The organism is Streptomyces sp. 142MFCol3.1, assembly GCF_000424945.1.
GTDB classification, from domain to species: domain Bacteria; phylum Actinomycetota; class Actinomycetes; order Streptomycetales; family Streptomycetaceae; genus Streptomyces; species Streptomyces siamensis.
This window is the reverse complement of the sequence record NZ_AUKV01000020.1, coordinates 24,852-50,688: the sequence shown is the minus strand read 5'-3', so window position 1 is coordinate 50,688 and position 25,837 is coordinate 24,852. Positions and strand designations below refer to the sequence as shown.

The 25,837-nt window shown below is 71.5% G+C and carries 25 protein-coding genes; 13 read left to right on the top strand and 12 right to left on the bottom strand.

All coding sequences use genetic code 11. The features are described 5' to 3' along the window. Positions 1-21: 21 nt before the first annotated feature. The 4 genes from H305_RS0127730 to H305_RS0127715 all read right to left on the bottom strand — a co-directional run bounded on the left by H305_RS0127730 (position 22) and on the right by H305_RS0127715 (position 3,020). Positions 22-813 carry an SURF1 family protein gene (locus H305_RS0127730; RefSeq protein WP_028803312.1) on the bottom strand — a complete coding sequence of 264 codons (792 nt, stop codon included), beginning with the start codon at positions 811-813 and terminating at the stop codon, positions 22-24. A 71-nt stretch (positions 814-884) separates the two neighbouring features. Continuing rightward, a complete protein-coding gene (locus H305_RS0127725) occupies positions 885-1,118 on the bottom strand; it encodes a hypothetical protein (protein ID WP_078629285.1) in 234 nt (77 codons plus the stop codon). Between the two features lie 189 nt (positions 1,119-1,307). Then, positions 1,308-2,291: a DEDDh family exonuclease gene (locus H305_RS0127720; RefSeq protein ID WP_028803310.1), complete on the bottom strand. Its 984-nt coding sequence runs from the start codon at positions 2,289-2,291 to the stop codon at positions 1,308-1,310. A gap of 111 nt (positions 2,292-2,402) precedes the next feature. Beyond that, positions 2,403-3,020, bottom strand: a complete 618-nt coding sequence (locus H305_RS0127715; protein ID WP_028803309.1) for a TetR/AcrR family transcriptional regulator — start codon at positions 3,018-3,020, stop codon at positions 2,403-2,405. Positions 3,021-3,146: 126 nt separating this feature from the next. Between H305_RS0127715 and H305_RS0127710 the strand changes: the two genes are divergently transcribed. The 8 genes from H305_RS0127710 to H305_RS0127675 all read left to right on the top strand — a co-directional run bounded on the left by H305_RS0127710 (position 3,147) and on the right by H305_RS0127675 (position 11,193). Further along, positions 3,147-3,944 carry an acetoacetate decarboxylase family protein gene (locus H305_RS0127710; RefSeq protein ID WP_028803308.1) on the top strand — a complete coding sequence of 266 codons (798 nt, stop codon included), beginning with the start codon at positions 3,147-3,149 and terminating at the stop codon, positions 3,942-3,944. Between the two features lie 70 nt (positions 3,945-4,014). Further along, entirely contained in the window at positions 4,015-4,899 is an 885-nt protein-coding gene (locus H305_RS0127705; protein WP_028803307.1) for an SDR family NAD(P)-dependent oxidoreductase, read from the top strand. Between the two features lie 10 nt (positions 4,900-4,909). Further along, the gene (locus H305_RS0127700; RefSeq protein ID WP_028803306.1) at positions 4,910-6,193 is read left to right on the top strand and encodes an amidohydrolase family protein; all 1,284 of its coding nucleotides are present in this window, start codon (positions 4,910-4,912) and stop codon (positions 6,191-6,193) included. After that, positions 6,190-7,446, top strand: coding sequence for an amidohydrolase family protein (locus H305_RS0127695; RefSeq protein ID WP_051371021.1), 1,257 nt, complete (start codon positions 6,190-6,192; stop codon positions 7,444-7,446). The genes H305_RS0127700 and H305_RS0127695 overlap by 4 nt, the downstream gene beginning before the upstream one ends. A 50-nt stretch (positions 7,447-7,496) precedes the next feature. Further along, on the top strand, positions 7,497-8,207 hold the full coding sequence (locus H305_RS0127690; RefSeq protein WP_028803304.1) for a VIT1/CCC1 transporter family protein: 711 nt from the start codon (positions 7,497-7,499) through the stop codon (positions 8,205-8,207). A 347-nt stretch (positions 8,208-8,554) separates the two neighbouring features. Then, positions 8,555-9,439: a sterol desaturase family protein gene (locus tag H305_RS47200; protein WP_037765547.1), complete on the top strand. Its 885-nt coding sequence runs from the start codon at positions 8,555-8,557 to the stop codon at positions 9,437-9,439. After that, positions 9,436-10,110: a lysoplasmalogenase gene (locus H305_RS0127680; RefSeq protein ID WP_028803303.1), complete on the top strand. Its 675-nt coding sequence runs from the start codon at positions 9,436-9,438 to the stop codon at positions 10,108-10,110. The genes H305_RS47200 and H305_RS0127680 overlap by 4 nt, the downstream gene beginning before the upstream one ends. A 39-nt stretch (positions 10,111-10,149) precedes the next feature. Continuing rightward, positions 10,150-11,193: a zinc-dependent alcohol dehydrogenase family protein gene (locus H305_RS0127675; protein WP_028803302.1), complete on the top strand. Its 1,044-nt coding sequence runs from the start codon at positions 10,150-10,152 to the stop codon at positions 11,191-11,193. Positions 11,194-11,283: 90 nt separating this feature from the next. On the opposite strand, the gene H305_RS0127670 is transcribed toward H305_RS0127675, so the two are convergent. From H305_RS0127670 to H305_RS0127660, 3 genes are all read right to left on the bottom strand, one after another. Next, positions 11,284-12,294 (bottom strand): CopD family protein, encoded by a 1,011-nt coding sequence (locus H305_RS0127670; protein ID WP_028803301.1) that lies wholly within the window; start codon positions 12,292-12,294, stop codon positions 11,284-11,286. Between the two features lie 100 nt (positions 12,295-12,394). Then, positions 12,395-13,879, bottom strand: coding sequence for a CoA transferase (locus tag H305_RS0127665; RefSeq protein ID WP_078629274.1), 1,485 nt, complete (start codon positions 13,877-13,879; stop codon positions 12,395-12,397). A gap of 198 nt (positions 13,880-14,077) precedes the next feature. After that, a complete protein-coding gene (locus tag H305_RS0127660; protein WP_028803299.1) occupies positions 14,078-15,604 on the bottom strand; it encodes a S8 family serine peptidase in 1,527 nt (508 codons plus the stop codon). Between the two features lie 375 nt (positions 15,605-15,979). Here H305_RS0127660 and H305_RS0127650 point away from each other — a divergent pair, with 375 nt between their 5' ends. From H305_RS0127650 to moaA, 3 genes are all read left to right on the top strand, one after another. Continuing rightward, positions 15,980-16,336 (top strand): DUF485 domain-containing protein, encoded by a 357-nt coding sequence (locus H305_RS0127650; protein WP_028803298.1) that lies wholly within the window; start codon positions 15,980-15,982, stop codon positions 16,334-16,336. Beyond that, entirely contained in the window at positions 16,333-17,952 is a 1,620-nt protein-coding gene (locus H305_RS0127645) for a cation acetate symporter (protein ID WP_028803297.1), read from the top strand. The genes H305_RS0127650 and H305_RS0127645 overlap by 4 nt, the downstream gene beginning before the upstream one ends. Before the next feature lie 167 nt (positions 17,953-18,119). Continuing rightward, the gene (gene moaA / locus H305_RS0127640) at positions 18,120-19,109 is read left to right on the top strand and encodes a GTP 3',8-cyclase MoaA (RefSeq protein ID WP_028803296.1); all 990 of its coding nucleotides are present in this window, start codon (positions 18,120-18,122) and stop codon (positions 19,107-19,109) included. A gap of 36 nt (positions 19,110-19,145) precedes the next feature. On the opposite strand, the gene H305_RS0127635 is transcribed toward moaA, so the two are convergent. Together H305_RS0127635 and H305_RS0127630 are read right to left on the bottom strand one after the other, a co-directional pair. Continuing rightward, entirely contained in the window at positions 19,146-19,391 is a 246-nt protein-coding gene (locus tag H305_RS0127635; protein ID WP_028803295.1) for a hypothetical protein, read from the bottom strand. Positions 19,392-19,613: 222 nt separating this feature from the next. Continuing rightward, a complete protein-coding gene (locus H305_RS0127630) occupies positions 19,614-20,000 on the bottom strand; it encodes a DUF3099 domain-containing protein (protein ID WP_037765540.1) in 387 nt (128 codons plus the stop codon). A gap of 245 nt (positions 20,001-20,245) precedes the next feature. On the opposite strand from H305_RS0127630, the gene H305_RS0127625 reads away from it, so the two are divergent. Continuing rightward, entirely contained in the window at positions 20,246-20,527 is a 282-nt protein-coding gene (locus tag H305_RS0127625) for a GlsB/YeaQ/YmgE family stress response membrane protein (RefSeq protein WP_028803293.1), read from the top strand. Positions 20,528-20,595: 68 nt separating this feature from the next. On the opposite strand, the gene tyrS is transcribed toward H305_RS0127625, so the two are convergent. Genes tyrS through H305_RS0127610 form a run of 3 tightly spaced genes read right to left on the bottom strand, consistent with a single transcriptional unit; the run spans position 20,596 to position 24,831 of the window. Beyond that, positions 20,596-21,864, bottom strand: coding sequence for a tyrosine--tRNA ligase (tyrS, locus tag H305_RS0127620; protein ID WP_028803292.1), 1,269 nt, complete (start codon positions 21,862-21,864; stop codon positions 20,596-20,598). Between the two features lie 52 nt (positions 21,865-21,916). Then, entirely contained in the window at positions 21,917-23,311 is a 1,395-nt protein-coding gene (locus H305_RS0127615) for a metallopeptidase TldD-related protein (protein WP_028803291.1), read from the bottom strand. Continuing rightward, positions 23,308-24,831, bottom strand: coding sequence for a TldD/PmbA family protein (locus H305_RS0127610; RefSeq protein WP_028803290.1), 1,524 nt, complete (start codon positions 24,829-24,831; stop codon positions 23,308-23,310). Before H305_RS0127610 ends, H305_RS0127615 begins: the two co-directional genes overlap by 4 nt. Before the next feature lie 300 nt (positions 24,832-25,131). Between H305_RS0127610 and fabG the strand changes: the two genes are divergently transcribed. Further along, a complete protein-coding gene (gene fabG, locus H305_RS0127605) occupies positions 25,132-25,836 on the top strand; it encodes a 3-oxoacyl-[acyl-carrier-protein] reductase (protein ID WP_028803289.1) in 705 nt (234 codons plus the stop codon). Position 25,837: the final 1 nt, after the last annotated feature.

The window sequence follows — 25,837 nt, the reverse complement described above, 5'->3', positions numbered from 1 at the left end:
TCCGGGGCGAAGGCGTACGGGCTACACGCCCGCGGGAGCCGCCTCGGGAGCGGCCTCCGTCTGTGCGGACGCCGCCCTGTCGCGGCGTTCACGGCGGACCAGGACCGCCCAGCCCACGGGGACGCCCGCGGAGAACAGCCACCACTGGATCGCGTACGCCATGTGCGGGCCGATGTCGCTGTGCTCGGGATCGGGGATCAGCTCGGGGAAGCCGCCCTTCGGCCGCGGCGCTGTCTGCTCGATGTAGCCGCCGAGGACCTGCTTGCCGAGCCGCCGGGCCTCCTGCCCGCTGTCGATCAGCATGACCTGCCGGTCGGGCAGGCCCTTGACGTTCTTGATGCCGCTGTCGGCGGTCGTCTGGTCGGCCATCAGCCGTCCGGTGACGGTGGTCTCGCCGCGCGGTGGAGCCGGGATCTTCGGGAACACGGTCTGCGCGCCGTCCGCCGGGACCCAGCCCCGGTTGACCATGAGCACCCGGCCGTCGTCGAGGACGAACGGGGTGAGGACGTGGTAGCCGACCGCGCCGTCGGAGTTCGTGCGACGGCGCACGACCTCCTCGTGGGTCGTGTCGAAGTGGCCCTTCGCGGTCACCCGGCGGTACAGGTCGTCGTGGGCGATCTGCCGTCCCGGCGCGGTCAGTGACGCGGCCGGCACCGGATCGGCGGCGAGCGAGTCGGAGATCACGTTGTTCAGTGCGACCTTGTGCTCGTGCCGGTGCAGCTGCCAGTAGCCCAGCTTGATCATCGTCGGGATGAGCGCGAGGGTCACGAGGGTGAGGATCACCCACTGCCGGGACAACAGGAAGCGGTACACCCCATTGACGGTACTCGGCACGATTCGGCCCCCGACGGGAGGGTCCCGTGGGGGGCCGTGCTGCCCGGCGGTCAGACCTTGTCGATGATCCCCACCTTCCCCTCCGCGCGGGCGCAGTGCGCCCCGCAGAACCAGTGGCCCTCGACCTCGACCCCTTGGCCGATGATCTGCACGCGACAGTGCTCGCAGATGGGGGCCATCCGGTGGATCGCGCAGGAGAAGCAGTCGAAGACGTGCACCGAGCCCTGCGCGTGCACCTCGAACGTCATGCCGTAGTCATTGCCACATACTTCGCATCTCGCCATGCGCCACAGGGTGAGGTGCCGACGCGGCCCGGGCGAGCGGGTGCCGGGCGAGTCGTGCTCCAATCACCCGTACGTCCGTCAGCGACCCGCGCCCCTGCTCCGCCCGCCGCGGCGGGCTCGCGTTCCCGGGCCGGGGCGTCCGTCCATGGCCGGGGGGCGCTCGCGCGGTGGGTTCGCCCCCGCGTCCGGTCACCCTTCGGTGGCCGGCTCCACGTCCCGCAGGAGCTGGCCGAACGCGGCCTCGTCGATCACCGGTGTGCCGAACTGCCTGGCCTTGACCACCTTGGACGTGCCGGAGTCCGGGTCGTTGGTGACGAGCAGGCTGGTGAGCCGGGACAGGCTCGTCGCGACGTGCAGCCCCGCCTCGACGGCGCGGTCCTCCAGCAGCTCGCGGTCTACGGACGTGTCCCCGGAGAACGCCACCCGCATGCCCTGCTTGAGAGGTTTGCCCTCTTCGTATCGCCCTGGGTTGGGATAGGGGCATGCGGGACGCTTGCGTGAAGGACGCCAACTCCCGGACGGATAACCGCCGGACTGCCGGCCGATCCGCGGCGCGGCCGGACTGTCGGACCACTCCTTGAGCGGCCGGCACTCCAGCAGCGGCAGCCGTACACCGTCGCGTGCGGCGGCCCGCAGGCTCGGCCGGAACGCCTCGGCCAGCACGCGCGCGTCGTCCAGCGCGTGGTGCGCGCGCTGCTGCACGACGCCGAAGTGCGCGGCCAGCGACTCCAGCTTGTGATTGGGCAGCGGCAGCCGCAGCTCCTTGGACAGGGCGATGGTGCACAGCCGTTGCCGTACCGGGGCCTCGCGCTCCACGCGCGCGTACTCGCGGGCGATCATGGACCAGTCGAAGACCGCGTTGTGCGCGACCAGCACGCGGTCCGCGAGCCGGGCGGCGAACTCCTCGGCGACCTCGTGGAAGAACGGGGCCCCTTCGAGCATCTCGCTCGTCAGCCCGTGGATCCACACGGGGCCCGGATCGCGCTCCGGATTGACCATCGTGTACCAGTGGTCCTCGACCTCGCCGCGCGCGTCCAGCCGGTAGACGGCGGCGGAGATTATCCGGTCGTCGCGGGCCAGTCCGGTGGTCTCCACGTCAACGACCGCGTATCCCTGCGGATACGCGGCCGGCCAGGAGACTGGGGTCGCTGCGGTCGTGAGGTCTTCGAGCATGGTCCATGAGGATACGGGCCGCGACTGACAGCCCGGCCCCCGCCTTCTCGGATGCGGAGAGCGCTCCGGCGCACCGCCGGCCGTTGCGGCACGGCCGTCCCGGGCCGCCGCTCAGCGTGCCAGGAGCCCGTCCACCAACGCCCGTACGGAGGTGACGAACAGCCTCTCCTCGTCCACCGGACGGGCGAGCGCACGGGCCAGAGCCGGGTCCCGCCCGGCGGTCTCGGCGTCCCACGACTCCTCCTCGGCGGGCCGCTGTGCCGGCGCGCGTTCGCGGTTCCGCTCGACGAGCACGAAGCCGACGACCTGGAACTGCACCGCGCGCACCACCTCGGCCGCCCGCGCGCCCTCCAGCCCCGCCGCGTGCGCCTCGCGCACCAGGGCCTGCCGGGCGGGCAGGAACATCCGCTCGGTCAGACCGCGTTCGTGCACCATCGCGACGAGGTGCGGACGGGCGCGCAGCTGCCGGCGCAGGGCGCGGGCCAGCGACACGATGCGCTGCGCCGGGGTGCGCCCGGTGGGACGCAGCGCACCGAGGTCGGCGACGGTCCGCTCGACGAGGGCGTCGAGCAGCGACTCGCGGTTGCCGACGTGCCAGTAGATCGAGGTGACCGCGGTGCCCAGCTCGGCGGCGAGCTTGCGCATCGTCAGCGCGTCCGGGCCGTGCTGCGTCACCAGACTCGCGGCGGTGTCGAGCACCCGTTCGCGGGTGAGTGCCGGTCTGCTCACGGGCGCCCCCAAGGCTTTGTCACGCACACGTATTTACCCTTCGCGGACTCTGCTGTAACTGTGTTACAGGCGTCAGTGACGGACCATCAGAAACCTTCCGAAGCACCTGACGAAGGGCGGTACGACATGGCACGCGTGAGGTACGGCCCGCGGACCGGGGCGGAGATCGCCGCCGCGCGCGCCGCGAGCTCCAGGCTCCCAGACATCTGGTCCACCGGTGTGGTGGCCGTCTGGGAGAGCGATCCGGACGCGGTCGCGGCGGTTCTGCCGCCACCGCTGAAACCCACCGGACGCCCCCTGGTGCGGGTCAACATCAGCAAGGTCGACCTGCCCGGATACCCGCTGGGCGCGGGTTCGTTCGCCGTCGCCGCCGTACACGACGGTGTCGAGGGCTGGTATCCGCTCGTCATGCCGATGACCCACGAGCGGGCCCTGATCGGCGGCCGTGAGGTCTTCGGGGAGCCCAAGAAGCTCGGCGAGGTGACGGTCGAACGCGACGGCCTCGTCGTACGCGCCGCGCTCGCCCGGCACGGCATCGCGTTCGTCGAGGTGCGCGGCGCGGTGAGCGGTGACCTCCCGCTGCCCGGGCCCGTCCAGAAGATCGACTTCTACTTCAAGTTCCTTCCCGCGGTGGACGGTTCGGGCTTCGACGCCGATCCCGTCCTCGTGCACTGTGTGCGCAACGAGAAGGTGCGCAGGCTGGAGCGCGTCACCGGGGACGTCGTCCTGCGCGAGTCCATGTACGACCCGGTCGCCGACCTCCCCGTGCGCGAACTCGTCGAGATCACCATCGGCGAGAAGACCACCGACCAGCAGGGCAGGGTCGCCGGACGCGTCGGCGCCCAGGCCCTGATGCCGTACATCCACCAGCGCTACGACGATCCGCGGCAGATCCTCGACGGACCGCCCGAGGGGAGCGTCTGATGCCGCGTCCTCCCGGCGCACACCACTCCCAGGACCGCCCCACGGGGCCGGCACGGAAGGACGGGCGGGCATGGAACTGACACCGGGCCAGGTCGCCGTCGTCACCGGCGCCGCGAGCGGCATCGGACTCGCGATGGCGCGCCGCTTCGCCGCGGACGGTCTGAAGGTGGTCCTCGCGGACATCGAGGAGGGCGCCTTGGAGGACGCCGCCTCCGGGCTGCGCAAGGACGGCGCCGACGTGCACGCGTGCGTGGTGGACGTCGCGGACCGCACGCAGGTGGAGGCGCTCGCCACCGAGACGTACGAGCGGTACGGCGCCGTCCACGTCCTGTGCAACAACGCCGGTGTCGGCTCCGGCGCCGAGGGCCGCATGTGGGAGCACGACCCCAACGACTGGAAGTGGGCGTTCGCCGTCAACGTGTGGGGCGTCTTCCACGGCGTCCAGGCGTTCGTACCGCGGATGATCGCCGGGGGAGAGCCGGGACACGTCGTCAACACCTCGTCCGGGGACGGCGGTATCGCCCCGCTGCCCACCGCGTCCGTGTACGCCGTCACCAAGGCGGCCGTCGTGACGATGACCGAGTCGCTCTACGCGCATCTGAAGGCGGAACACGCGCGCGTGGGTGCGTCCGTGCTCTTCCCCGGTCCTCACATGCTCCGTACCGGCCTGTGGGAATCGCACCGCAACCGGCCCGCGCGCTACGCGAAGCAGAAACCCAGGAAGACCCCGTACCGCAGCCTCGGCCAGTGGGAGGCCGCGATGAAGGAGGCCGGCCACGAGGTGCGGTTCACGCCCGTCGAGGACGTCGCCGACCTCGTCGCCGAGGGCATCCGCGCCGGCCGCTTCTGGCTGCTGCCCGAGAGCGAGCACAGCGACCGGCAGATCAGCGCGCGGTCGCAGTCGATGCTCGACCGGGCGGACCCGTCGTATCTCGAACACTTCATCCTGGACTGAGGGAGCCGTGATGCCGGACCAGGACCCCTACCTGATCATCTCCTCCGACTGCCACGCCGGACTCCCCACCGAGGAGTACCGGCCCTATCTGGACTCCCGCTTCCACCGGGACTTCGACGACTTCCTCGCGGGCCGGGACCGCCGCCGCGAGGAGATGACACGGCTCGGCATCCGCAACGAGTCCTTCGCGAACAAGTGGTTCCAGGACAACGAGGAGGGGCTGCGCGGCGGCTGGGACACCGCGCAGCGCCTCAAGGAGCTGGACGGTGACGGCGTGGCGGCGGAGGTGGTCTTCCCCGACGCGGATGCCGTGGACAGCCGGACGGCCGCCCCCTTCGGTGTCGGTCTCGGCCTGTCCGGCGACCACGACCCGGAGCTCGGCATGGCCGGCGCGCAGGCCCACAACCGCTGGCTCGCCGACTTCGTCTCCGAGAACCCCGAACGGCACTGCGGGGTCGCCCTGCTGCCGGTCACCGCGGACACCGGGCGCGTCGTCGCCGAGGTGCACCGGGCGAGGGCATCGGGACTCGGCGCCCTCATGATCCCCTCCATGTGGGTGGACAAGGAGCCCTACCACGACCGCCGTTACGACCCGGTGTGGGCGGCGGCGGCCGAATGCGGGATGCCGGTGGTCACCCACTCCGGGGCGGCCCCGCGCCACGAGTACGGCGACCACCTCGGCATCTACGTCAGCGAGGTGACCTGGTGGCCCGCCCGCCCCCTGTGGTTCCTGCTCTGGTCGGGCGTCCTCGAACGGCACCCGGACCTGAGGTTCGGGGTCGCCGAGTCGGGCTGCTGGTGGCTGCCGAACCTGCTGTGGTTCATGGACCGCCTCTACCTCGGCGCGCACGGCGGCAAGAAGCTGTCCCCCTTCGCCGAGCTGAAGCGGCCCCCGCACGAGTACCTGGACCGCCAGCTCTTCATCTGCGCGACCAACACCAAGCGCCGGGAACTGGCCCAGCGCTACGAGATCGGCGTCGACAACATCCTCTGGGGCAGCGACTTCCCGCACCCCGAGGGCACCTGGCCCGACACGCGCGCGTGGCTGAAGAGGACCTTCCACGACATCCCCGTCGCCGAGACGCGCCGCATGCTCGGCCTGGCCGCCGCCGAGGTCTTCGGCTTCGACGTCGACAGGCTGGCACCGCTCGCCCGGCGCATCGGCCCGACGCCCGCCGAACTCGGCCAGCCGGACGACCAGCAGGCGGTCGAGGCATCATGGGCGCACTCGCGCGAGGTGGGCCGCCACTGGCTCACGGACCACGACTTCCCCGCCCTGGGGGTGAACCCGTGACGGAAGCCCGACACGACCCGGGCGGGCCGGACGACCGGTACACGGTGATCTCCGCCGACTGCCACGCGGGCGCCGATCTCCTCGACTACCGGCCGTACTTGGCGGCGAAGCACCACGAGGCCTTCGACGCCTGGGCGGCCACCTACGTCAACCCCTACGCGGACCTGCTCGCCGACACGGCCGACCGGAACTGGAACTCCGAGCGGCGCGTCGCGGAGCTGGAGGCGGACGGAATCGTCGCGGAGGTCGTCTTCCCCAACACCGTCCCGCCGTTCTTCCCCTCCGCCTCCCTGATGGCGCCGGTCCCGACCGCGGAGGAGTTCGAGCAGCGGTGGGCCGGACTGCGCGCCCACAACCGCTGGCTCGCCGACTTCTGCGCGGCCGCCCCGGGCCGCCGGGCGGGCGTCTTCCAGATCCTCCTGAACGACGTGGACGAAGCGGTGAAGGAGATCAGGTGGGCGGTCGGCGCGGGCCTGCGCGGCGGCCTGCTGCTCCCCGGAACACCGCCGGGATCGGGCCTGCCCGAGCTCTACTCCTCGGCGTACGACCCGATCTGGGCGGTCTGCGACGAACTGGACGTCCCCGTCAACCACCACGCGGGCTCGGCGTCACCGCCCCTGGGCGACGAGCCGGCCGCACGCGCGGTGTTCATGGTGGAGACGACGTGGTTCTCGCACCGGGCGCTGTGGCACCTCGTGTTCGGCGGCGCGTTCCGCCGCCACCCCGGCCTGAAGCTCGTCCTCACCGAGCAGGGCTCCGGCTGGATCCCCGGCGTGCTGGACATGCTGGACTACTACCACGGGCGACTCGTGGCCGCGGCCACGAAGGCGTCGACGGCCGAGTCGAAGTTCGGCGCGGGACTCGCCGCGGCGATGGGCAAGGGACCCTCGCAGGTCTGGCGGGAGAACTGCTTCGTCGGGGCCAGCTTCATGCGTCCGCACGAGGTGCCGCTGCGCGACCGCATCGGCCTCGACAAGATCATGTGGGGCAGCGACTACCCGCACGACGAGGGCACCCATCCGTACTCCCGCGAAGGGCTGCGCATCGCCTACGCGGGCCTGCCGCGGGACGAGGTCTCGGCGATGGTCGGCGGCAACGCGGCGCGCGTGTACGGCTTCGACCTGGACCGGCTGGACGAGATCGCGGCGAAGGCAGGCCCGACGGTGGCCGAGATCGCCGAGCCGCTCGGCACCCCGCCCGCGGACGCGACCAGCCCGGTGTTCGCGAAGGGAGGCTCGGTACGGGTGTGGTGACCGAAGCGTCGGTACGCCGACGGCGGCGCCCGGGGTGGGATCCTCGCCGTGTGATGGAACCGACGCACGACGAGGAGCACCCAGGCGCACTCGGCACCCGGCTGAACTGGCTACGGGCCGCCGTCCTCGGCGCCAACGACGGCATCGTCTCCACCGCGGGCCTCGTCGTAGGCGTGGCGGGCGCCACCGACGACCGCGCCGCGCTGCTCACGGCGGGGCTCGCGGGCCTGCTGGCCGGGTCGATGTCGATGGCGGCGGGCGAGTACGTGTCCGTCTCCACCCAGCGTGACTCGGAGCTGGCCGCCCTGGCCACGGAGAAGCGCGAGCTGAAGGAGCAGCCGGAGGCCGAGCTGGCGGAGCTGACCCAACTGCTGCAGGAGCGCGGCCTGTCCCGGGAGGTGGCCCGCGAGGCGGCGCAGCAGCTCACCGAGCGGGACGCGCTCAGGGCCCACGCGCGCGTGGAGCTCGGCATCGACCCCGACGTGCTCACCAATCCGTGGCATGCGGCGTGGGCCAGTTTCCTGGCGTTCACCGTGGGGGCGCTGCTTCCGCTGCTGGCGATCGTGCTGCCGCCCGCGGACTGGCGGCTCGGGGTCACGGTCGTGTCGGTGCTCGCGGCGCTCGTCCTCACCGGGTGGAGCAGCGCCCGGATGGGGGCGGCCGACGCGAGGCGCGCGGTGCTGCGCAACGCGGCCGGGGGCGCGCTGGCGATGGCGGTGACGTACGCGGCGGGAAGCCTGCTGGCTGCCGCGGGGGTGTGAACCCCGCCGGCCGCACCGGACTTGCCGGACACGGCCGCGGGAGCCCGCGGGCCGCCTGCCCGACGCGGTGGCCGGGAGAACCCCGCGGGCCGCCTGCCCGACGCGGTGGGCGTGCGGAGCCCGCGGTGCCGCGTGGTGTGGTGGCCGTGCGGAGCCGTGGTGCCGCGTGGTGAGGTGGGGGGCGAGCCCCGCCGGGCAGTCGGCCGGGGAACCCGCTGGTGGGCGGCGTGCGGCCGGTGAGCACCGGGCCTTTGTCGGAGATCGCCGACAAGCAAGCGCGTACCGGCGGTAATACTTGTCGGTAACCACCCCTAGCCGCAGCGGATCAGCGGCTCTACGGTGCACCCATGCCGAACCTCCCCGACGTCGTGGTCTGGTCGATCCCCGCCTTTGTGCTGCTCAGCGTCATCGAGATGATCAGCGTCCGCATCCACCCCGACGATGACGCGGCGGGGTACGAGGCGAAGGACGCCGCGACCAGCGTCGGCATGGGCCTCGGCAGTCTCCTCTTCGACTTCTTCTGGAAGATCCCGATCGTCGCGATCTACTCGGCGGTCTACGAGCTGACGCCGCTGCGGGTGCCCGTCCTGTGGTGGACGATCCCGCTGATGCTGCTCGCGCAGGACTTCTTCTACTACTGGTCGCACCGCGGACACCACGTGATTCGCATCCTGTGGGCCTGCCACGTCGTCCACCATTCGAGCCGGAGGTTCAACCTCACCACCGCGCTGCGCCAGCCGTGGACGTCCTGGACGTCGTGGCCCTTCTACCTGCCGCTCGTGGCGTTCGGCGTGCATCCCGCCGCGCTCGCGTTCTGCTCGTCCGTGAACCTCGTCTACCAGTTCTGGATCCACACCGAGCGCATCGACAAGCTGCCGCGGCCCTTCGAGTTCGCCTTCAACACGCCCTCCCACCACCGTGTCCACCACGCCTCGCAGGGCGGCTACCTGGACCGCAACTTCGGGGGCATCCTCATCGTCTGGGACCGCCTCTTCCGGTCGTTCGTCGCCGAGACCGAGCGGCCCGTGTACGGACTCACCAAGAACATCTCCACGTACAACCCCCTGCGCGTCGCCACCCACGAGTACGTCGCCATCGCCAGGGACGTGAAGGCGGCGACGAGTTGGCGCGAACGAGCCGGGCGGGTCCTGCGCGGGCCGGGCTGGCAGCCCGCGCCGGCGGCCGCCGGCACGCCGCTCGCGGAGCCGTCCGTCACGGAGTCCGTCGCGTGAAGCGGAGCCCCGCGCGCGTGCTGCTCGCCGCGTTCGCCGCGGCGACCGTCGTGGACCTCGTCTCCCTGGTCACCGGCTTCGACCTGGGTCACACGGTCGCCAAGCCCCTCCTGCTGCCGCTGCTGGCCGCCCACGTGGTCGTGCGCGGCGGCCCGCGCCCGCTCGTCGCGGCCCTGCTCTGCGGGTGGGGCGGCGACGTGCTGCTGCTGTCCGACGCGGACGCCGCCTTCCTCGCGGGCATGGCCTCCTTCGCCGCGGGCCACGTCTGCTACCTGGTCCTCTTCCGGAGAGCCGCACCCGCACGGGCCGGCCGCCCGCTCGCCGGGGCGTACGCCCTCGCGCTGACCGCCCTCGTCGTCCTCCTGTGGCCCGATCTGCCCGTCGGCCTCCGCGTCCCCGTCGCCGGCTACAGCCTGCTGCTCACCGCGATGGCGTACAGTGCCACGCGCCTCGGACCGGTCGCGGGTCTCGGCGGTGCGCTCTTCATGGTCTCGGACACGCTCATCGCCACCGGCGTCGCCCACTGGCCGCAGCTTCCGGAACCAGCCTTCTGGATCATGCTCACGTACGCCGCCGCCCAGTTCCTGCTGGTCCGCGGCGTGCTGGGCTCCCTCGGCGCGCGGCCCGCGCCCGCGGCGGCGTACGGTGAGATGCGCTCAACCACCCCCTGAGCGCATCCACCGACGCCCCGCACGAGAAGGACCCTCGCCATGCGCGCCACCACCATCCACGCCCCGTTCGACATGCGCGTGGAGGACGTCCCCGAGCCCGTGGTGCAGCTGCCCACCGACGCCGTCGTGCGCGTGCTGCGCTCCTGCATCTGCGGCAGCGACCTGTGGGCGTACCGCGGTGAGGCGGAGCGGCAGCCCGGCCAGCGCATCGGGCACGAGTTCCTCGGCATCGTCGAGGACACCGGCTCCGAGGTCGGCACCGTCCGGCGCGGCGACCTGGTCGTCGCGCCCTTCATGTGGTCCGACGGCGTGTGCGACTACTGCCGCGAGGGCCTCACCACCTCGTGCGAGCACGGCGGCTTCTGGGGCTCCGTCGGATACGACGGCGGTCAGGGCGAGGCCGTGCGCGTCCCGTTCGCCGACGGCACCCTCGTCCAGCTGCCCAAGGAGGCGGCCTCCGACGACCACCTGCTGGCGGCGCTGCTGACGCTCTCCGACGTCATGGGCACGGGCCACCACGCGGCCCTGGGCGCCGGTGTCCGGGCGGGCTCCACCGTCGCCGTCGTCGGCGACGGGGCCGTCGGGCTGTGCGCCGTGCTGGCCGCCAAGCGGCTCGGCGCCGAGCGGATCATCGCGCTCGGCCGCCACCAGGTGCGGACGGACATCGCCCGCCGCTTCGGCGCCACGGACGTCGTCGCCGAGCGCGGCGACGCGGCGGTCGAGGCCGTCCGTGAGCTGACCCGCGGGCAGGGCGCGCACTGCGTCGTCGAGGCGGTCGGTACCGAGCAGTCCATGCGGACGGCCGTGAACATCACCCGCGACGGCGGCGCCATCGGCTTCGTCGGCGTGCCGCACGGCAGCGGCACGGGCCTGGACCTGGGCGTCATGTTCGACCGGAACATCGCGCTGCGCGGCGGTGTGGCGCCGGTACGCGCCTACATCCCGGAGCTGCTGCCCGACGTCCTCGACGGGACCATCGACCCCTCGCCCGTCTTCGACATGACCATCGGCCTCGAAGACGTACCGGAGGGATACAAGGCCATGGACGAGCGCACGGCCCTCAAGGTCATCGTCGCGAGCTGAACCACCGCTGGACCACCCGCTCCGCACCACGAGCCGGGACCGCGCCCGGTCCGCCTCGTGGTGCGCGGAGTCCGACCACCCTCGCCGTGGTCACCACCTGATGGGCAGCGGCAGCGCCGTCAGTACGCCCGAGACCGCGACGACCACGCCCAGCGCGACGACCTCCGCGCGCGCGGGAGAGCAGGCCCCGAGCGGGTCCGCCGACCGGCGCATCCGCCACCGCGCCCACAGGGCCAGGACGGCGACGACGGCGACGAGGAGCACCTTGGCGAGCAGGGTGCGCCCGTACGCCGTCGTCGTCAGCTGCTCCAGGACCGTGCCGGGCGGCATACGGCGCAGTGCGCTGCAGGTGCCCGTCGCCGTGAGCGCCGCGAACAGGACGGCCGCCACGCGCGCGTAGAGGCCGAGGAGCGCGGCGCCCGGCTCCGTCGCGCGCCAGGTCCGCAGCAGTCGCAGGACGTGCAGCAGTCCACCCACCCACAGGGCCGCGCAGGTCACGTGAAGGAACGTCAGGCCGGAGCCGATCAGCGGGTCGTGCTCCGCCGCGGGGTGGACGCGCAGCGCCTCCGCGACCGCCACCACGGCCGACGGCCACGCCCGGACGGCCGGCCGGCGCGAGCGGGCGCACAGCCAGGCGACCGCGAAGGCGTTGACCTCCAGGAGTGCCGACCTGCCGTCCCTGGTCCGGTACAGCCCTCCGACGTCCATGTCGGAGAGCTGGTGCGGCAGCAGATTGCCCGTGGCGACGACCGACGCCAGCCCCAGGGAGGCGACGAGCCCGGCGGCGGCCGCGAGGGGGGCCCAGCTGCGCGGCGCTTTCGCCGGTGGAGCGCCCGGCACACGGCGGGCCAGCCGGGCCGCGAGGAGTTCGCCCACGGGCACGCACAGCGCGGCGAACAGCACCGCACGCAACAGGGCTATGCCGCCGGCGCCGGGTGTCGCCGCCTCGCCCGTCCCCTGCAACGCGCCCCGTGGGCCCAGCAACGGGATCAGGGCGGCGACGGCCACCAGGGCGAGCACGGCGACGGCGCGGCCGGCAGAGCCCGGCCGGGCAGGCCCGCCCGCGCCCGCCGACCGGGTCGTCGGTCTCGTCGACGTCACTTCACGATCCTCACCAGGCGCCGCGGATACGGGCAAGCACGGAGGAACAACTGGTGCAGCCCCATTCCGCCCACAGGTACGTTTCCGGTCGCCGGGACGCTCATGACCAACGGGCCGCGTCCGCACCCCAGATCCCCGGCGGCCGCGCCCAGTCGGCCGGTCCGCCGGCGTACGAGACCGGGGAGCGGGCGTATCCGAGACGCCCGAGCGGGCTGTCCGTCACGGCGAGCCACGGGTCGGGGGTGTCGTATCCGCCCGCTTCGTCGGCCGGTCCCGCACCGACCGTCCCGCCCACGGGCACGGTCCTGTTCGCGGCCGCGTTCTCGTCCGCGCGCGCGGTCCCGCTCCCGGGCACCGTCCTGTTCGCGCTCGCGCGCGCGGCCCCGCCCGTGGCGCCGTCCACCCCGTCCATCAGCCAAGCCGCCGTCCGCGCCAGGGCGAGCCGCACGGACCGGCTGCCGCCGTCAGCGGCCTGCTCCGTCAACGCCCGCAGCACTCCCGCGGCGAGCAGATATCCCGTCCCGTGGTCGAGCGCCTGCGCGGGCAGCGCGCCTGGCCCCTTTGGCGAGCCCTCGACGGCCGCGATGCCCGTGGCGACCTGCACCAGACTGTCGAAACCCCGGCGCCCCGCCCACGGACCGCGGTCGCCCCAGGCCGACAGCTGCGCCACGACCAGTCCTGGCCTGCGCTCGGCCAGCGCCTCGGGCGAGAGACCGAACCGGTCCAGGGCGCCCGGGCGGTACCCGGTGACGACGATGTCCGCGGCGGCGAGCAGTTCCTCGAAGACACGCCGGTCCGTCGTGAGATCGAGGACGGCGGACCGCTTGCCGAAGCCCGTGTCGGCGTGCGCGTCGGCTAGTTCGGGCAGCCGCGGCGAGTCCACGCGCAGCACGTCGGCACCCAGCAGGGCGAGCGTCCGGGTGGCGACCGGGCCCGCGATCACCCGGGTGAGGTCGAGGACGCGCAGACCCGCCGCGGGCAGCAGCGGATCACCGTGGAGCGCGGGGAGCCCGCGTACCGGCGCGTCGTCCAGCCGTTCCCGGCTCAGCAGCGGGCCCCGCGCCACGGCGGCGCCCTGCTCGTGCGCCCTCCACTCCTTCGCCGTGCGCAGCGCGACGGCGAGGCCCCCGGCGGCGTACACCGTGTCCTCCACCGCCACGGCGGACCGCTCCGCGAGATGCGCGGCGACCGTGTCCACGGAGGCGTCCCCGGGCAGCCCCAGCACGCCCAGCAGCCGTGTCCGGTGGTGCGGATAGTTGGCGTGCGTGCGCACCCAGCCGTCGGCGGTGCGCCAGAACCGCGACACCGGCGCGAAGGTGACGGGCGCCCGCCCGCCGATCAGCAGATGCCGCTCGCTGACGAACGCGGTCGCGACGGCCCCGTCGTCGACCCGCACGTCCGGCACGTCGGTGCGCCCCGCCCGCAGCGCCCCGAGCTCGGCCGCGGCCAGCGCGCAGCCGCCCACGCAGGCCCGCGCCATTTCACGTACCGGGAGCCGCGACTCCAGGGCGCCTTCACGCGGCACGGTCGACACCCGGGAGAGCAGCGCGGGATCGCCGCCCAGTCCCTCCCACACAGCAGCCATCGGCGAATGCTTCATACCAGGCACTATGCAGGGTGGACCGGATCAACATGAGAGGCGGCCGCCCCCACGGGCGCATCTCTTCGCGCACGTCCGAGGAGTTCCTTCCCCGTGGACGATTCGGGCCGGGCGGTCGCACCGCCCGGCCCGAATCGTCATGGTCGTTCCGCATTCACGGCGCGACCGGCGGTGCGGTGACGGCTACTTGACCGCGCGCAGCGCGTTGACGACGCCCCAGCCGTAGAAGCCGTTCACACGCTTGCCGCCCGAGCAGGTGGCGTCGACGACGCCGTCGCCGTTCCCGTCGTACGGGTCGGTCGGACAACCCGGGTTGTCCGCCTGCGCCTTGAGCAGCGCCTGGAGCTGTGTCGGACCGGCCCAGGGGTACTTGGACTTCAGCAGCGCGGCCACACCGGCGACGTGCGGCGTCGCCATCGAGGTGCCCTGGAGGTAGCCGTACTGGTTGTTGGGCAGGGTGGAGAGGATGCGGCCGTTCTTCGACGGCGTGTCCGGGATCTGGTACCGGTCACCGCCGGGCGCGGACACGTCGATGACGCCGTCACCGTAGCTGGAGAAGTACGACTTGGCGCCCTTGACGCCCGTCGAGCTGACCGTGACGACACCCGGAAGCTGGGTGGGCACGTCGAAGCACTTGTGCGGGTCGACGGTGCGGGTGACCGGTGTCGAGTCGTCGGGGCTGGACGCGTCGGTGAGGGCGTCGGAGTCGAGGTCGTCGTTGGAGTTGCCGGCCGCGGCGACGTTCAGCGTGCCCTTTTTCTGGGCGTACGCCTGGGCCCGGTTCACCGCGTCGACGATGGCCCGCTGGTCGGGGTCGTCGAGGCAGTTGTAGAGCCACGGGTCCACGTAGTAGCTGTTGTTGGTGATCTCGACGCCGTGGTCGGCGGCGAACACGAAGGCGCAGACGACGCTTTCGGGGTAGAAGAGCTGCGTGGAGTCCGGCTGGGCCACCGTGATGCCCGAGACCTTCACGCCGGGCGCGACACCCGCGACGCCGACGCCGTTGCGGGCCGCCGCGATCTCGCCCGCGACATGCGTGCCGTGGTAGTGGTCGGCGTCGACCGGACGCCAGGAACCGTACGTGGTGTCCGGCTTGCCGCCCACACAGTTCGCGGACTGCGAGGGCGAGAAGTTCGGTGCGATGTCCGGGTGGGTGTCGTCGACGCCGACGTCGATCACGGCGACCGTCACCTTCTTGCTGCCCGGGTCGATCTTCGCCGCCTTGTCGGCGCCTATCGCCCGCAGATCCCACTGGTCGGCCTCGAGGGGCTCCTCGTCCGCCGTGGCGGCGCGCGAGACCTTGGCGGCCTCGGCTGCCGACAGCACCTGGGCGGAACCCTCGTCCGTCGTCCCCGCGGGCGTCAGCGGCGAGGTGCGCGTCGCACCCGCGGACTGCACTCCGCGCACTGTCCGGATCTGCTTCCCGAAGTCCGGGTTGGCGGAGTGGACGACGATCACACCGATCTGCTCGTACGCGATGACGACATTGCCGCCGGCCGCCTTGATCGCCTTCGTCACCGACGCGATCGTGCGGTGGTCCGTCCGGGTGTTGACCACGTACGACAGGTCGGGTCCGTCCGCGGTGGTCGCGGCGGGAGCGCCGAGGGGGGCGGCGGAGGCGGCACCCGGCAGGAAGCCGAGCGAGGCGGTGAGCGACAGCACGACCGGTACGGCGAGGCCGAGGCGGCGTCTGGATCGCAGATGAGCCATGGGATCTCCACATCATCCGGAAAACGAAGCTGCCCGAACACAGGTGGTGCCCGGGCAGGTACATGACGGAGTGGTGCAGGGCGAAAGCTATCCCCGGTCCGAGCTGGGCAGCAACGACTTCCGGCGATGACTTCCGAAAGAAGTCGGGGGAGTTGAACCGGTCCACGCGTGGCGCCGTGACCTTGAGCAGGGAGCCCGAGGACGATCGAGCCCCCTGAAGGATCACTTACAGGAGCTTTATGATCATGCTCCGTCATGTGATTCATATCACTGTGAGGTCAGAACTGCATGTCCGTAAGCGAGCCGTCCCCGTCCGCGAGCCCCGGCTCGCCCCCGTCCACCGTCGCAACAGCACCCGCAACGCGAGGAGACAACGTGGCCACCGACGCACCGCCACCCTCGAAAGCCGGAACACCCCTCCCCTCCACCGAGGAGTTCGTCCAGGTGCAGGAGAGCGCCGAATTCGGTGAACTGCGCAGCTCCTACCGCTCCTTCGCCTTCCCGCTGACCGTCGGCTTCATCGTCTGGTACCTGCTGTACGTCCTGCTGTCGAACTACGCGGGCGACTTCATGGGCACCAAGCTGTTCGGCAACATCAACGTCGCCCTGGTGCTCGGCCTCGGTCAGTTCCTCACCACGTTCCTCATCGCCTGGTGGTACTCGCGGCACGCCGCCGCCAAACTCGACCCCAAGGCCGAGGCGATCAAGTCCCGGATGGAGGGCGGCGCATGAGCCCCGCGATCACCCTGGCCGCAGGCGAGGCCAGCGAGCACCGGCCGCTGATCATCACCTTGTTCGCGGTGTTCGTCGCCGCGACCCTCGTCATCACCGTCTGGGCCGGCCGCCAGACCAAGGACGCCTCCGACTTCTACGCGGGCGGCCGGCAGTTCACCGGCTTCCAGAACGGTCTCGCGGTCTCCGGTGACTACATGTCCGCCGCGTCCTTCCTCGGCATCGCGGGCGCGATCGCCCTCTTCGGCTACGACGGCTTCCTCTACTCCATCGGCTTCCTGGTGGCATGGCTGGTGGCCCTGCTCCTGGTCGCGGAGCCGCTGCGCAACTCCGGCCGGTACACGATGGGCGACGTCCTCGCCTACCGCATGCGCCAGCGCCCGGTACGCACCGCCGCGGGCACCTCCACGATCGTCGTCTCGATCTTCTATCTGCTGGCCCAGATGGCGGGCGCGGGCGTCCTCGTGTCCCTGCTCCTCGGCATCACCAGCGACGGCGGCAAGATCGGCATCGTCGCCCTCGTCGGCGTCCTGATGATCGTGTACGTCACCATCGGCGGCATGAAGGGCACCACCTGGGTGCAGATGGTCAAGGCGGTGCTGCTCATCGTCGGGGCCCTCCTCCTCACCTTCCTGGTCATGCTGAAGTTCAACTTCAACATCTCCGACCTGCTCGGCAAGGCCGCCGACAACAGCGGCAAGGGAGCGCCCTTCCTGGAGCCCGGGCTCAAGTACGGCGCGACCTCCACCACCAAGCTGGACTTCATCTCGCTGGGCATGGCGCTGGTCCTCGGCACCGCGGGCCTGCCGCACATCCTGATCCGCTTCTACACCGTGCCCACGGCCAAGACCGCGCGGAAGTCCGTGAACTGGGCGATCGGCCTCATCGGCGCCTTCTACCTGATGACCCTCGCCCTCGGCTTCGGCGCCGCCGCGCTGATCAAACCGGACGAGATCATCGCCTCCAACAAGGCGGGCAACACGGCGGCCCCGCTGCTCGCGCTGCATCTGGGAGGCGTCGACTCCAACTGGGGTGCGATCCTCCTCGCCTCCATCTCGGCCGTCGCCTTCGCCACGATCCTCGCCGTCGTCGCGGGGCTGACGCTGGCATCGTCCTCGTCGTTCGCGCACGACATCTACGCGAACGTCATCAAGAAGGGTCAGGCGTCGGAGAAGCAGGAGATGAAGGCCGCCCGGTACGCGACGGTGGGCATCGGCGCCGTGTCCATCCTGCTGGGCGCCCTCGCCCGCGACCTGAACGTCGCCGGCCTGGTCGCCCTGGCCTTCGCCGTCGCAGCCTCCGCCAACCTGCCGACGATCCTCTACAGCCTGTTCTGGAAGAGGTTCACCACACAGGGCGCCCTCTGGTCGATCTACGGCGGTCTGGTCACCGCGGTCGGCCTGGTGCTGTTCTCGCCGGTCGTGTCCGGCAAGCCCACCTCGATGTTCCCGGACGTCGACTTCCACTGGTTCGCGCTGGAGAACCCGGGGCTCATCTCCATCCCGGTCGGCTTCCTGCTGGGCTGGCTCGGCACGATCCTGTCGAAGGAGGAGCCGGACGCCGGGAAGTACGCGGAACTGGAGGTCCGCTCGCTCACCGGAACCGGGGCGCACTGAGCACGCGCCGCCCCAACCACCGGGACCGCACCGCTCGCGGCCGCGTCGTAGATCCCTACGACGCGGCCGCGTCGCACCTCGTGGGATCGGGCCGCTGTCGATGTCGGTCCCGTCACGTAGGCTCGCAGTGTCAGGCAAAGTGATCCGCTTAGCGGGAGGGGGCCCACGTGCTCATCGACACCTACGGCCGGGTGGCCACCGACCTGCGTGTCTCGCTGACGGACCGCTGCAATCTGAGGTGCACGTACTGCATGCCCGAGGAGGGCCTGCAGTGGCTGTCCAAGCCGGACCTGCTCACGGACGACGAGATCGTCCGGCTGATACGCGTCGCGGTCACCGACCTCGGCATCACCGAGGTCCGCTTCACCGGCGGCGAGCCCCTGCTGCGCCCCGGTCTGGCCGGCATCGTGGAGCAGGTCGCCGCGCTCGATCCCCGCCCCCAGATGTCCCTGACGACCAACGGCATCGGTCTGAAGCGCACCGCGACGGCCCTCAAGGCGGCGGGCCTGGACCGGGTGAACGTCTCGCTGGACACCCTGCGCCCCGACGTCTTCAAGACCCTCACGCGCCGTGACCGCCACAAGGACGTCCTCGAAGGCCTCGAAGCCGCCCGGGACGCCGGCCTGACCCCGGTCAAGGTCAATTCGGTCCTCATGCCCGGACTGAACGACGACGAGGCACCCGACCTGCTCGCCTGGGCGGTGGAGCACGACTACGAACTCCGGTTCATCGAGCAGATGCCCCTGGACGCCCAGCACGGCTGGAAGCGCGAGGGCATGGTCACCGCCGGTGACATCCTCGCCTCACTGCGCACCCGGTTCGAGCTCACCCCGGAGGGTTCCGGCGAGCGGGGCTCCGCCCCCGCCGAGCGCTGGCTCGTCGACGGCGGACCGCACCGCGTCGGTGTGATCGCCTCGGTCACCCGCCCGTTCTGCGCCGCCTGCGACCGCACCCGGCTCACGGCCGACGGCCAGATCCGCACCTGCCTGTTCGCCACCGAGGAGACCGACCTGAGGGCCGCGCTGCGCTCGGACGCCCCCGACGACGAGATCGCCCGCATCTGGCGGCTCGCGATGTGGGGCAAGAAGGCGGGCTCGGGCCTGGACGACCCGTCGTTCCTCCAGCCCGACCGACCGATGTCCGCGATCGGCGGCTAGTCCCGGGCGCCGCCCGCGCGACGAGTCGTCCGACCCCTAGGCCCCCTCGGGCGCTTCCCAGTCCGCCAGTTTCACGACGTCCTTGAGGAACCCGCGCACACCGAGGAACTGCGACAGGTGCTCGCGATGCTCCTCGCACGCGAGCCACGTCTTGCGCCGCTCCGGTGTGTGCAGCTTCGGGTTGTTCCAGGCGAGCACCCACACGGCGTCGGCACGACAGCCCTTGGCGGAGCACTGCGCGGTGGCGGGAGCGGATGACGGATCGGGCAGCGGGAGGTTCACGCCTCAACCCTAGACGGCCCCCAAAAGGCGACGCCGAGCAGCCACGGGGGGAGCTGCCCGGCGTCGGTCCGTCGCTCCGACGGGGGATGCGGAGCGCGTACGAAGTATGTCACGGGTAACCCGTCGCCCGGCACCGGAACAACATGATTGATCTGAGCTTTTCTTGAGCTTGATGCGCGACGGCGTTCCGTTTCGGAAGGAGTCCCGGTGGCCGGGCCGAGGTCAGTTCATGTCCTGTCGCTCGGCCCGCGGACTCCTGCCGGGATCGGCCGTGACGTCCTCCGGAACGCCTTCCGAAGGGTCGTCCTCACGCGGCGGCGCGATCATCGGACGGGTGGGGGCGGCGACGAACGTCGAGGGGAGCGACGGCGCGTTCTCGCGCCCCGCGTTGGCGATGACCACCGCGATGTAGGGGAGCACCAGGCCGAGCACCAGCGCGACGATCGCGACGTGCCGCTCCACGTTCCACAGGGTGGCCGCAAGGATCACGGAGACCGTGCGCACGGACATCGAGATGACGTAGCGGCGCTGCCGTCCGCGTACGTCCTCGTCCAGTCCCTGCCTGGCTCCGGTGATCCGGAAGACCTGGACATTGCTCTGCTTCCGCATCACGTTCCACCACCCGCTTGTGTCGGACGCTCCCCGGTCCGTACCCGGCCCGGACCCCGTCGGGGAAGCAGGTCCGAACAGCTCCACGTTACGCCGCGACTGCGCCGCCTTCGAGACCGGGGCGGAGACCCGACGGGGTGGACCGGATGCGCCGGAGCGCGTACGGCGCCGCCCGACATGCGCCGTATGGCGGACAGGCCGAGACTGGGCGTACTGCTCATATGGAGCCGCACTAGGAGGCAGGCATGGGCTGGTTGTGGGCCATCATCGTCGGGTTCGTGCTGGGTCTGCTCGCCAAGGCGATCCTCCCGGGCAAGCAGCACAGCCCCCTCTGGCTGACCACCATCTTCGGCATGCTCGGCGCCATCGCCGGCAACGCGATCGCCCAGGGGCTGGGCGTCGCCGAGACCCGCGGCATCGACTGGAGCCGGCACGCCTTCCAGCTCGTGGCGGCGATCATCATCGTCTTCCTCGGCGACATGGCCTACATGGCGGTGTGGGGCAACAAGCGGAAGCAGCGCGCCTGAGTGCGGCGCGTACGCACGCACGAAGGGGGCGGCCCCGACGGGACCGCCCCCTTCGTGCGTGCTCCGGCTCAGCCGCCCGTGACCTCGACGGCCGCCAGGTTCTTCTTGCCCCGGCGCAGCACGAGCCAGCGCCCGTGCAGCAGGTCCTCCTCGGCGGGGACCGCGTCCTCGCCGACGACCTTCACGTTGTTCACGTACGCGCCGCCCTCCTTGACCGTCCGGCGCGCGGCAGACTTGCTCGCCACCAGGCCGACCTCCGCGAAGAGGTCCACGACGGGACCGAACCCGGCGACCTGGATGTGCGGCAGCTCGGAGAGGGACGCGGCCAGGGTCTTCTCGTCGAGCTCCGCCAGCTCGCCCTGGCCGAAGAGGGCCTTGGACGCGGCGGTCACCGCGGCCGTCTGGTCGGCGCCGTGCACCAGTGTCGTCAGCTCCTCGGCCAGCGCACGCTGCGCGGCACGGGCCTGCGGACGCTCCACGGTCTGCTTCTCCAGCTCCTCGATCTCCTCACGGGACCGGAAGCTGAAGATGCGCAGGAACTTGGAGACGTCGCGGTCGTCCGCGTTCAGCCAGAACTGGTAGAACGCGTACGGCGTGGTCATCTCGGGGTCGAGCCAGACCGTGCCCGACTCCGTCTTGCCGAACTTGGTGCCGTCCGCCTTGGTGATCAGCGGAGTGCCCAGCGCGTGCACCACGGCGTCCGTCTCGACCCGGTGGATCAGGTCGGTGCCCGACGTGAGGTTGCCCCACTGGTCGCTGCCGCCGGTCTGCAGCGTGCAGCCGTATCTGCGGTACAGCTCCAGGAAGTCCATGCCCTGCAGGATCTGGTAGCTGAACTCGGTGTAGCTGATGCCCTCCTGGGACTCCAGGCGCCGGGCGACGGCCTCCTTGGTGATCATCTTGTTGACGCGGAAGTGCTTGCCCACGTCACGCAGGAACTCGATGGCCGACAGGCCCTGGGTCCAGTCCAGGTTGTTGACCATGACCGCCGCGTTGGGCCCCTCGAAGTCCAGCAGCGGCTGGATCTGGGCGCGCAGCCGCTCCACCCACTGGGCGACGACCTCGGGCGCGTTCAGCGTGCGCTCGGAGTTCGGCTTCGGGTCACCGATCAGACCGGTGGCACCACCGACCAGGCCCAGCGGACGGTTGCCCGCCTGCTGGATGCGGCGCATGGTCAGGATCTGCACGAGGTTGCCGAGGTGCAGGCTGGGCGCGGTCGGGTCGAAGCCGCAATAGAACGTGACGGGACCGTCCGCGAACGCCTTGCGCAATGCGTCCTCGTCCGTGGAGAGGGCGATCAGCCCGCGCCACTTCAGTTCGTCGACGATGTCCGTCACGGTCTTGTGTCTCCTTGAAAGCGAAGGTTGGGCACCGGCCAGTCTAGGCGGGTCACACGCCCTGGCTGACCGAGCTCATGTTGAAGTCCGGCACCCGCAGCGCCGGCATCGCAGCACGAGTGAACCAATCGCTCCATTCACGCGGCAATGTCTTTTCCGTGCGCCCCGCCTCCGTGGCCCGCCCCAGCAGGTCCACCGGCGACTCGTTGAACCGGAAATTGTTCACCTCGCCGACGACCTGGCCCCTCTCCACGAGGTAGACGCCGTCCCGGGTCAGCCCGGTCAGCAGCAGCGTCGCCGGGTCGACCTCGCGGATGTACCACAGGCAGGTCAGCAGCAGACCACGCTCGGTGGCGGCGACCATCTCCTCCAGCGAGCGGTCCTCGCCCCCGTCCAGGACGAGGTTCCCGATCGACGGCGCCACCGGGAGCCCGGTCAGGTCCGCGCTGTGCCGGGTGGTGGACAGACGGTGCAGCGTGCCCTCGCGCACCCAGTCCGTCGCGGCCAGCGGCAGTCCGTTGTCGAACACGGAGGCGTCGTCCCCCGAGGAGTGCGCGAGGACGAACGGGGCGGACTCCAGTCCCGGCTCGTTCGGGTCGCTGCGCAGCGTCAGCGGCAGCTCGGTGAGCTTCTCGCCGACGCGGGTGCCGCCCCCGGGCTTGCTGAACACGGTGCGGCCCTCGGCCGCGTCCCGGGCCGCGGCCGACCACATCTGATAGATCAGCAGGTCGGCGACGGCGGTCGGCGGCAGCAGCGTCTCGTAGCGCCCCGCGGGCAGCTCGACGCGCCGCTCCGCCCAGCCGAGCCGCACCGCGAGCTCGGCGTCCAGCGCCGCCGGGTCCACGTCCTTGAAGTCCCGCGTCGAGCGCCCCGCCCACGCCGACCGCGTACGGTCCGGCGACTTGGCGTTGAGCTCCAGCGTGCCGTTGGGCTGGTCGTGCCGCAGCCGCAGCCCGGCCGACGTGCCGAGGTAGCTGGAGACCAGCTCGTGGTTGGCGAAGCCGTACAGCTCGCGGCCGCCGTGCCGGGCGCGGGCGAAGGACTCGCCGAGCGCCGGCGCGAAGTCGGCGAAGACGGCGGACGACGTCTCGGCGGGCGCGTCCGTGAAGTCAGGGGACTCCGGTACCCCCGTCACGAGCGGCTGTGCGTCCTCGGCGGGACCGGCACCGCGCGCGGCGGCCTCGGCGGCCCGCACCAGCGGCTCCAGCTCGTCGGCGGTCACGGCCGAGCGCGACACGACGCCGGACGCGGTGCCCTCACGGCCGTCGACGGTCGCGATGACGGTCAGCGTGCGCCCGCGGGTGACGCCGTTCGTGGTGAGCGCGTTGCCCGCCCAGCGCAGGTTCGCCGTGGACTGCTCGTCGGCGATCACCACGCAGCCGTCGGCGCGGGACAGTTCGAGGGCGCGCTCGACGACCTCGTGCGGCTTGTTCGTACGAGCGGTCATCGACCGGCCTCCTGCGTGGTGTTGAGGATGTTCACGCCCTTGAAGAGGGCCGTCGGGCAGCCGTGCGAGACCGCGGCGACCTGGCCCGGCTGGGCCTTGCCGCAGTTGAAGGCACCGCCCAGGACGTACGTCTGCGGGCCGCCCACCGCGGCCATCGAACCCCAGAAGTCGGTGGTCGTGGCCTGGTACGCGACATCCCGCAGCTGGCCGGTGAGCCGGCCGTTCTCGATCTTGAAGAAGCGCTGGCCGGTGAACTGGAAGTTGTAGCGCTGCATGTCGATCGACCAGGACCGGTCGCCGACCACGTAGATGCCGCGGTCCACGCTCCCGATCAGATCCTCGGTGGACATCCCGGCCGGGTCAGGCTGAAGCGACACGTTGGCCATGCGCTGCACGGGCACGTGCCCGGGGGAGTCGGCATACGCGCAGCCGTTGGACCGCTCGAAGCCGGTCAGCCGCGCGATGCGCCGGTCCAGCTGGTAGCCGACGAGCGTGCCGTCCTTGACCAGGTCCCAGGACTGCCCCGCGACACCCTCGTCGTCGTATCCGACGGTCGCGAGTCCGTGCTCGGCGGTGCGGTCGCCGGTGACGTTCATCAGCTCGGAGCCGTACCGCAGCTTGCCCAGCTGGTCGAAGGTGGCGAAGGAGGTGCCGGCGTACGCCGCCTCGTAGCCCAGCGCGCGGTCCAGCTCGGTGGCGTGCCCGATGGACTCGTGGATCGTCAGCCACAGGTTGGACGGATCGACCACGAGGTCGTACACGCCGGCCTCGACGCTCGGCGCCCGCATCTTCTCCGCGAGCAGCTCCGGGATCTGCCCGAGCTCCGACTCCCAGTCCCAGCCGGTGCCCGTCAGGTACTCCCAGCCGCGCCCGACCGGTGGCGCGAGGGTCCGCATCGAGTCGAACTCGCCGCTGGACTCGTCGACGGCGACGGCCGTGAGCTGCGGGTGCAGCCGGACCCGCTGCTGCGTGGTCACGGTCCCGGCGGTGTCGGCGTAGAACTTGTTCTCGTGCACGGTCAGCAGCGAGGCGTCGACGTGGTTGACGCCGTCGGCCGCCAGCAGCCGCGCGCTCCAGTCCGCCAGCAGCCCGGCCTTCTCCTCGTCGGGCACGGAGAAGGGATCGATGTCGTACGAGGAGACCCACGTCTTCTCGGCGTGCACGGGCTCGTCCGCCAGCTCCACGACCTCCTCGGACCCGGCGGCCTTGATCACCTGGGCGGACAGCTTCGCCATCGCCACGGCCTGCGAGGCGACCTTCGCGGCGGCGTCCATCGTCAGGTCCACACCTGACGCGAAGCCCCAGGTCCCGCCGTGCACCACCCGCACCGCGTACCCGAGGTCCGTGGTGTCCGACGACCCGGCGGGCTTGGCGTCCCGCAGCCGCCAGGACGCGCTGCGCACCCGCTCGAAGCGGAAGTCCGCGTGCTCGGCGCCCAGGGCCCGCGCCCGCGCGAGCGCGGCGTCGGCCAGGGCGCGCAGCGGTAGCGCCGTGAAGGCTTCGTCGATGGAATGAGGCACCGAGGTCTCCCTGCTGTCGTGGCCTGTCGGATCCGATCATGTCGCGCGGGCGGGCCCGGCGGCCATGCCTTTCCCCCAGCAGGCGCAGGTTTCGGGCCGGTACGTCCGGCGGGCCGCGGGATTCTGCGGCTCGGCCGGGTCCCGGCCCCCGCCGAGCAGGGATTTCTGTAGGGACCCGACAGCGACTCCCCGGCGCCACTGTCGGTGCCCGATTCTCCGAGCGGCCTGCCGGACCGATAGGTTTCCGAGGAAGGCGCCTGTCTTGCAGGGGTTCCAGTCCGCTATCGAAAGGGTGATCCGTTGAGCCGCTCGGTTCTCGTCACCGGAGGCAACCGGGGCATCGGCCTCGCCATCGCCCGCGCGTTCGCCGACGCCGGCGACAAGGTCGCGATCACATACCGTTCCGGTGAGCCGCCGTCCGGCTTCCTGGCCGTCAAGTGCGACATCACCGACACCGAGCAGGTGGAGCAGGCCTACAAGGAGATCGAGGCCGAGCACGGCCCGGTCGAGGTCCTCGTCGCCAACGCCGGCGTCACCAAGGACCAGCTCCTGATGCGTATGTCCGAGGAGGACTTCACCTCGGTCATCGACACGAACCTCACCGGCGCCTTCCGCGTCGTCAAGCGCGCCAACCGCGGCATGCTGCGCGCCAAGAAGGGCCGCGTGGTCCTGATCTCGTCGGTCGTCGGACTGCTCGGTTCGGCGGGGCAGGCCAACTACGCCGCCTCCAAGGCCGCCCTGGTCGGCTTCGCGCGCTCCCTTGCCCGGGAGCTCGGCTCGCGCAACATCACCTTCAACGTCGTCGCGCCCGGTTTCGTCGACACCGACATGACCCAGGCGCTCACCGACGACCAGCGCGCGGGCATCGTGTCGCAGGTGCCGCTGGGCCGCTACGCGCAGCCCGAGGAGGTCGCCGCGACGGTGCGGTTCCTCGCCTCGGACGACGCCTCGTACATCACTGGAGCCGTCATCCCCGTTGACGGCGGACTGGGAATGGGTCACTGAT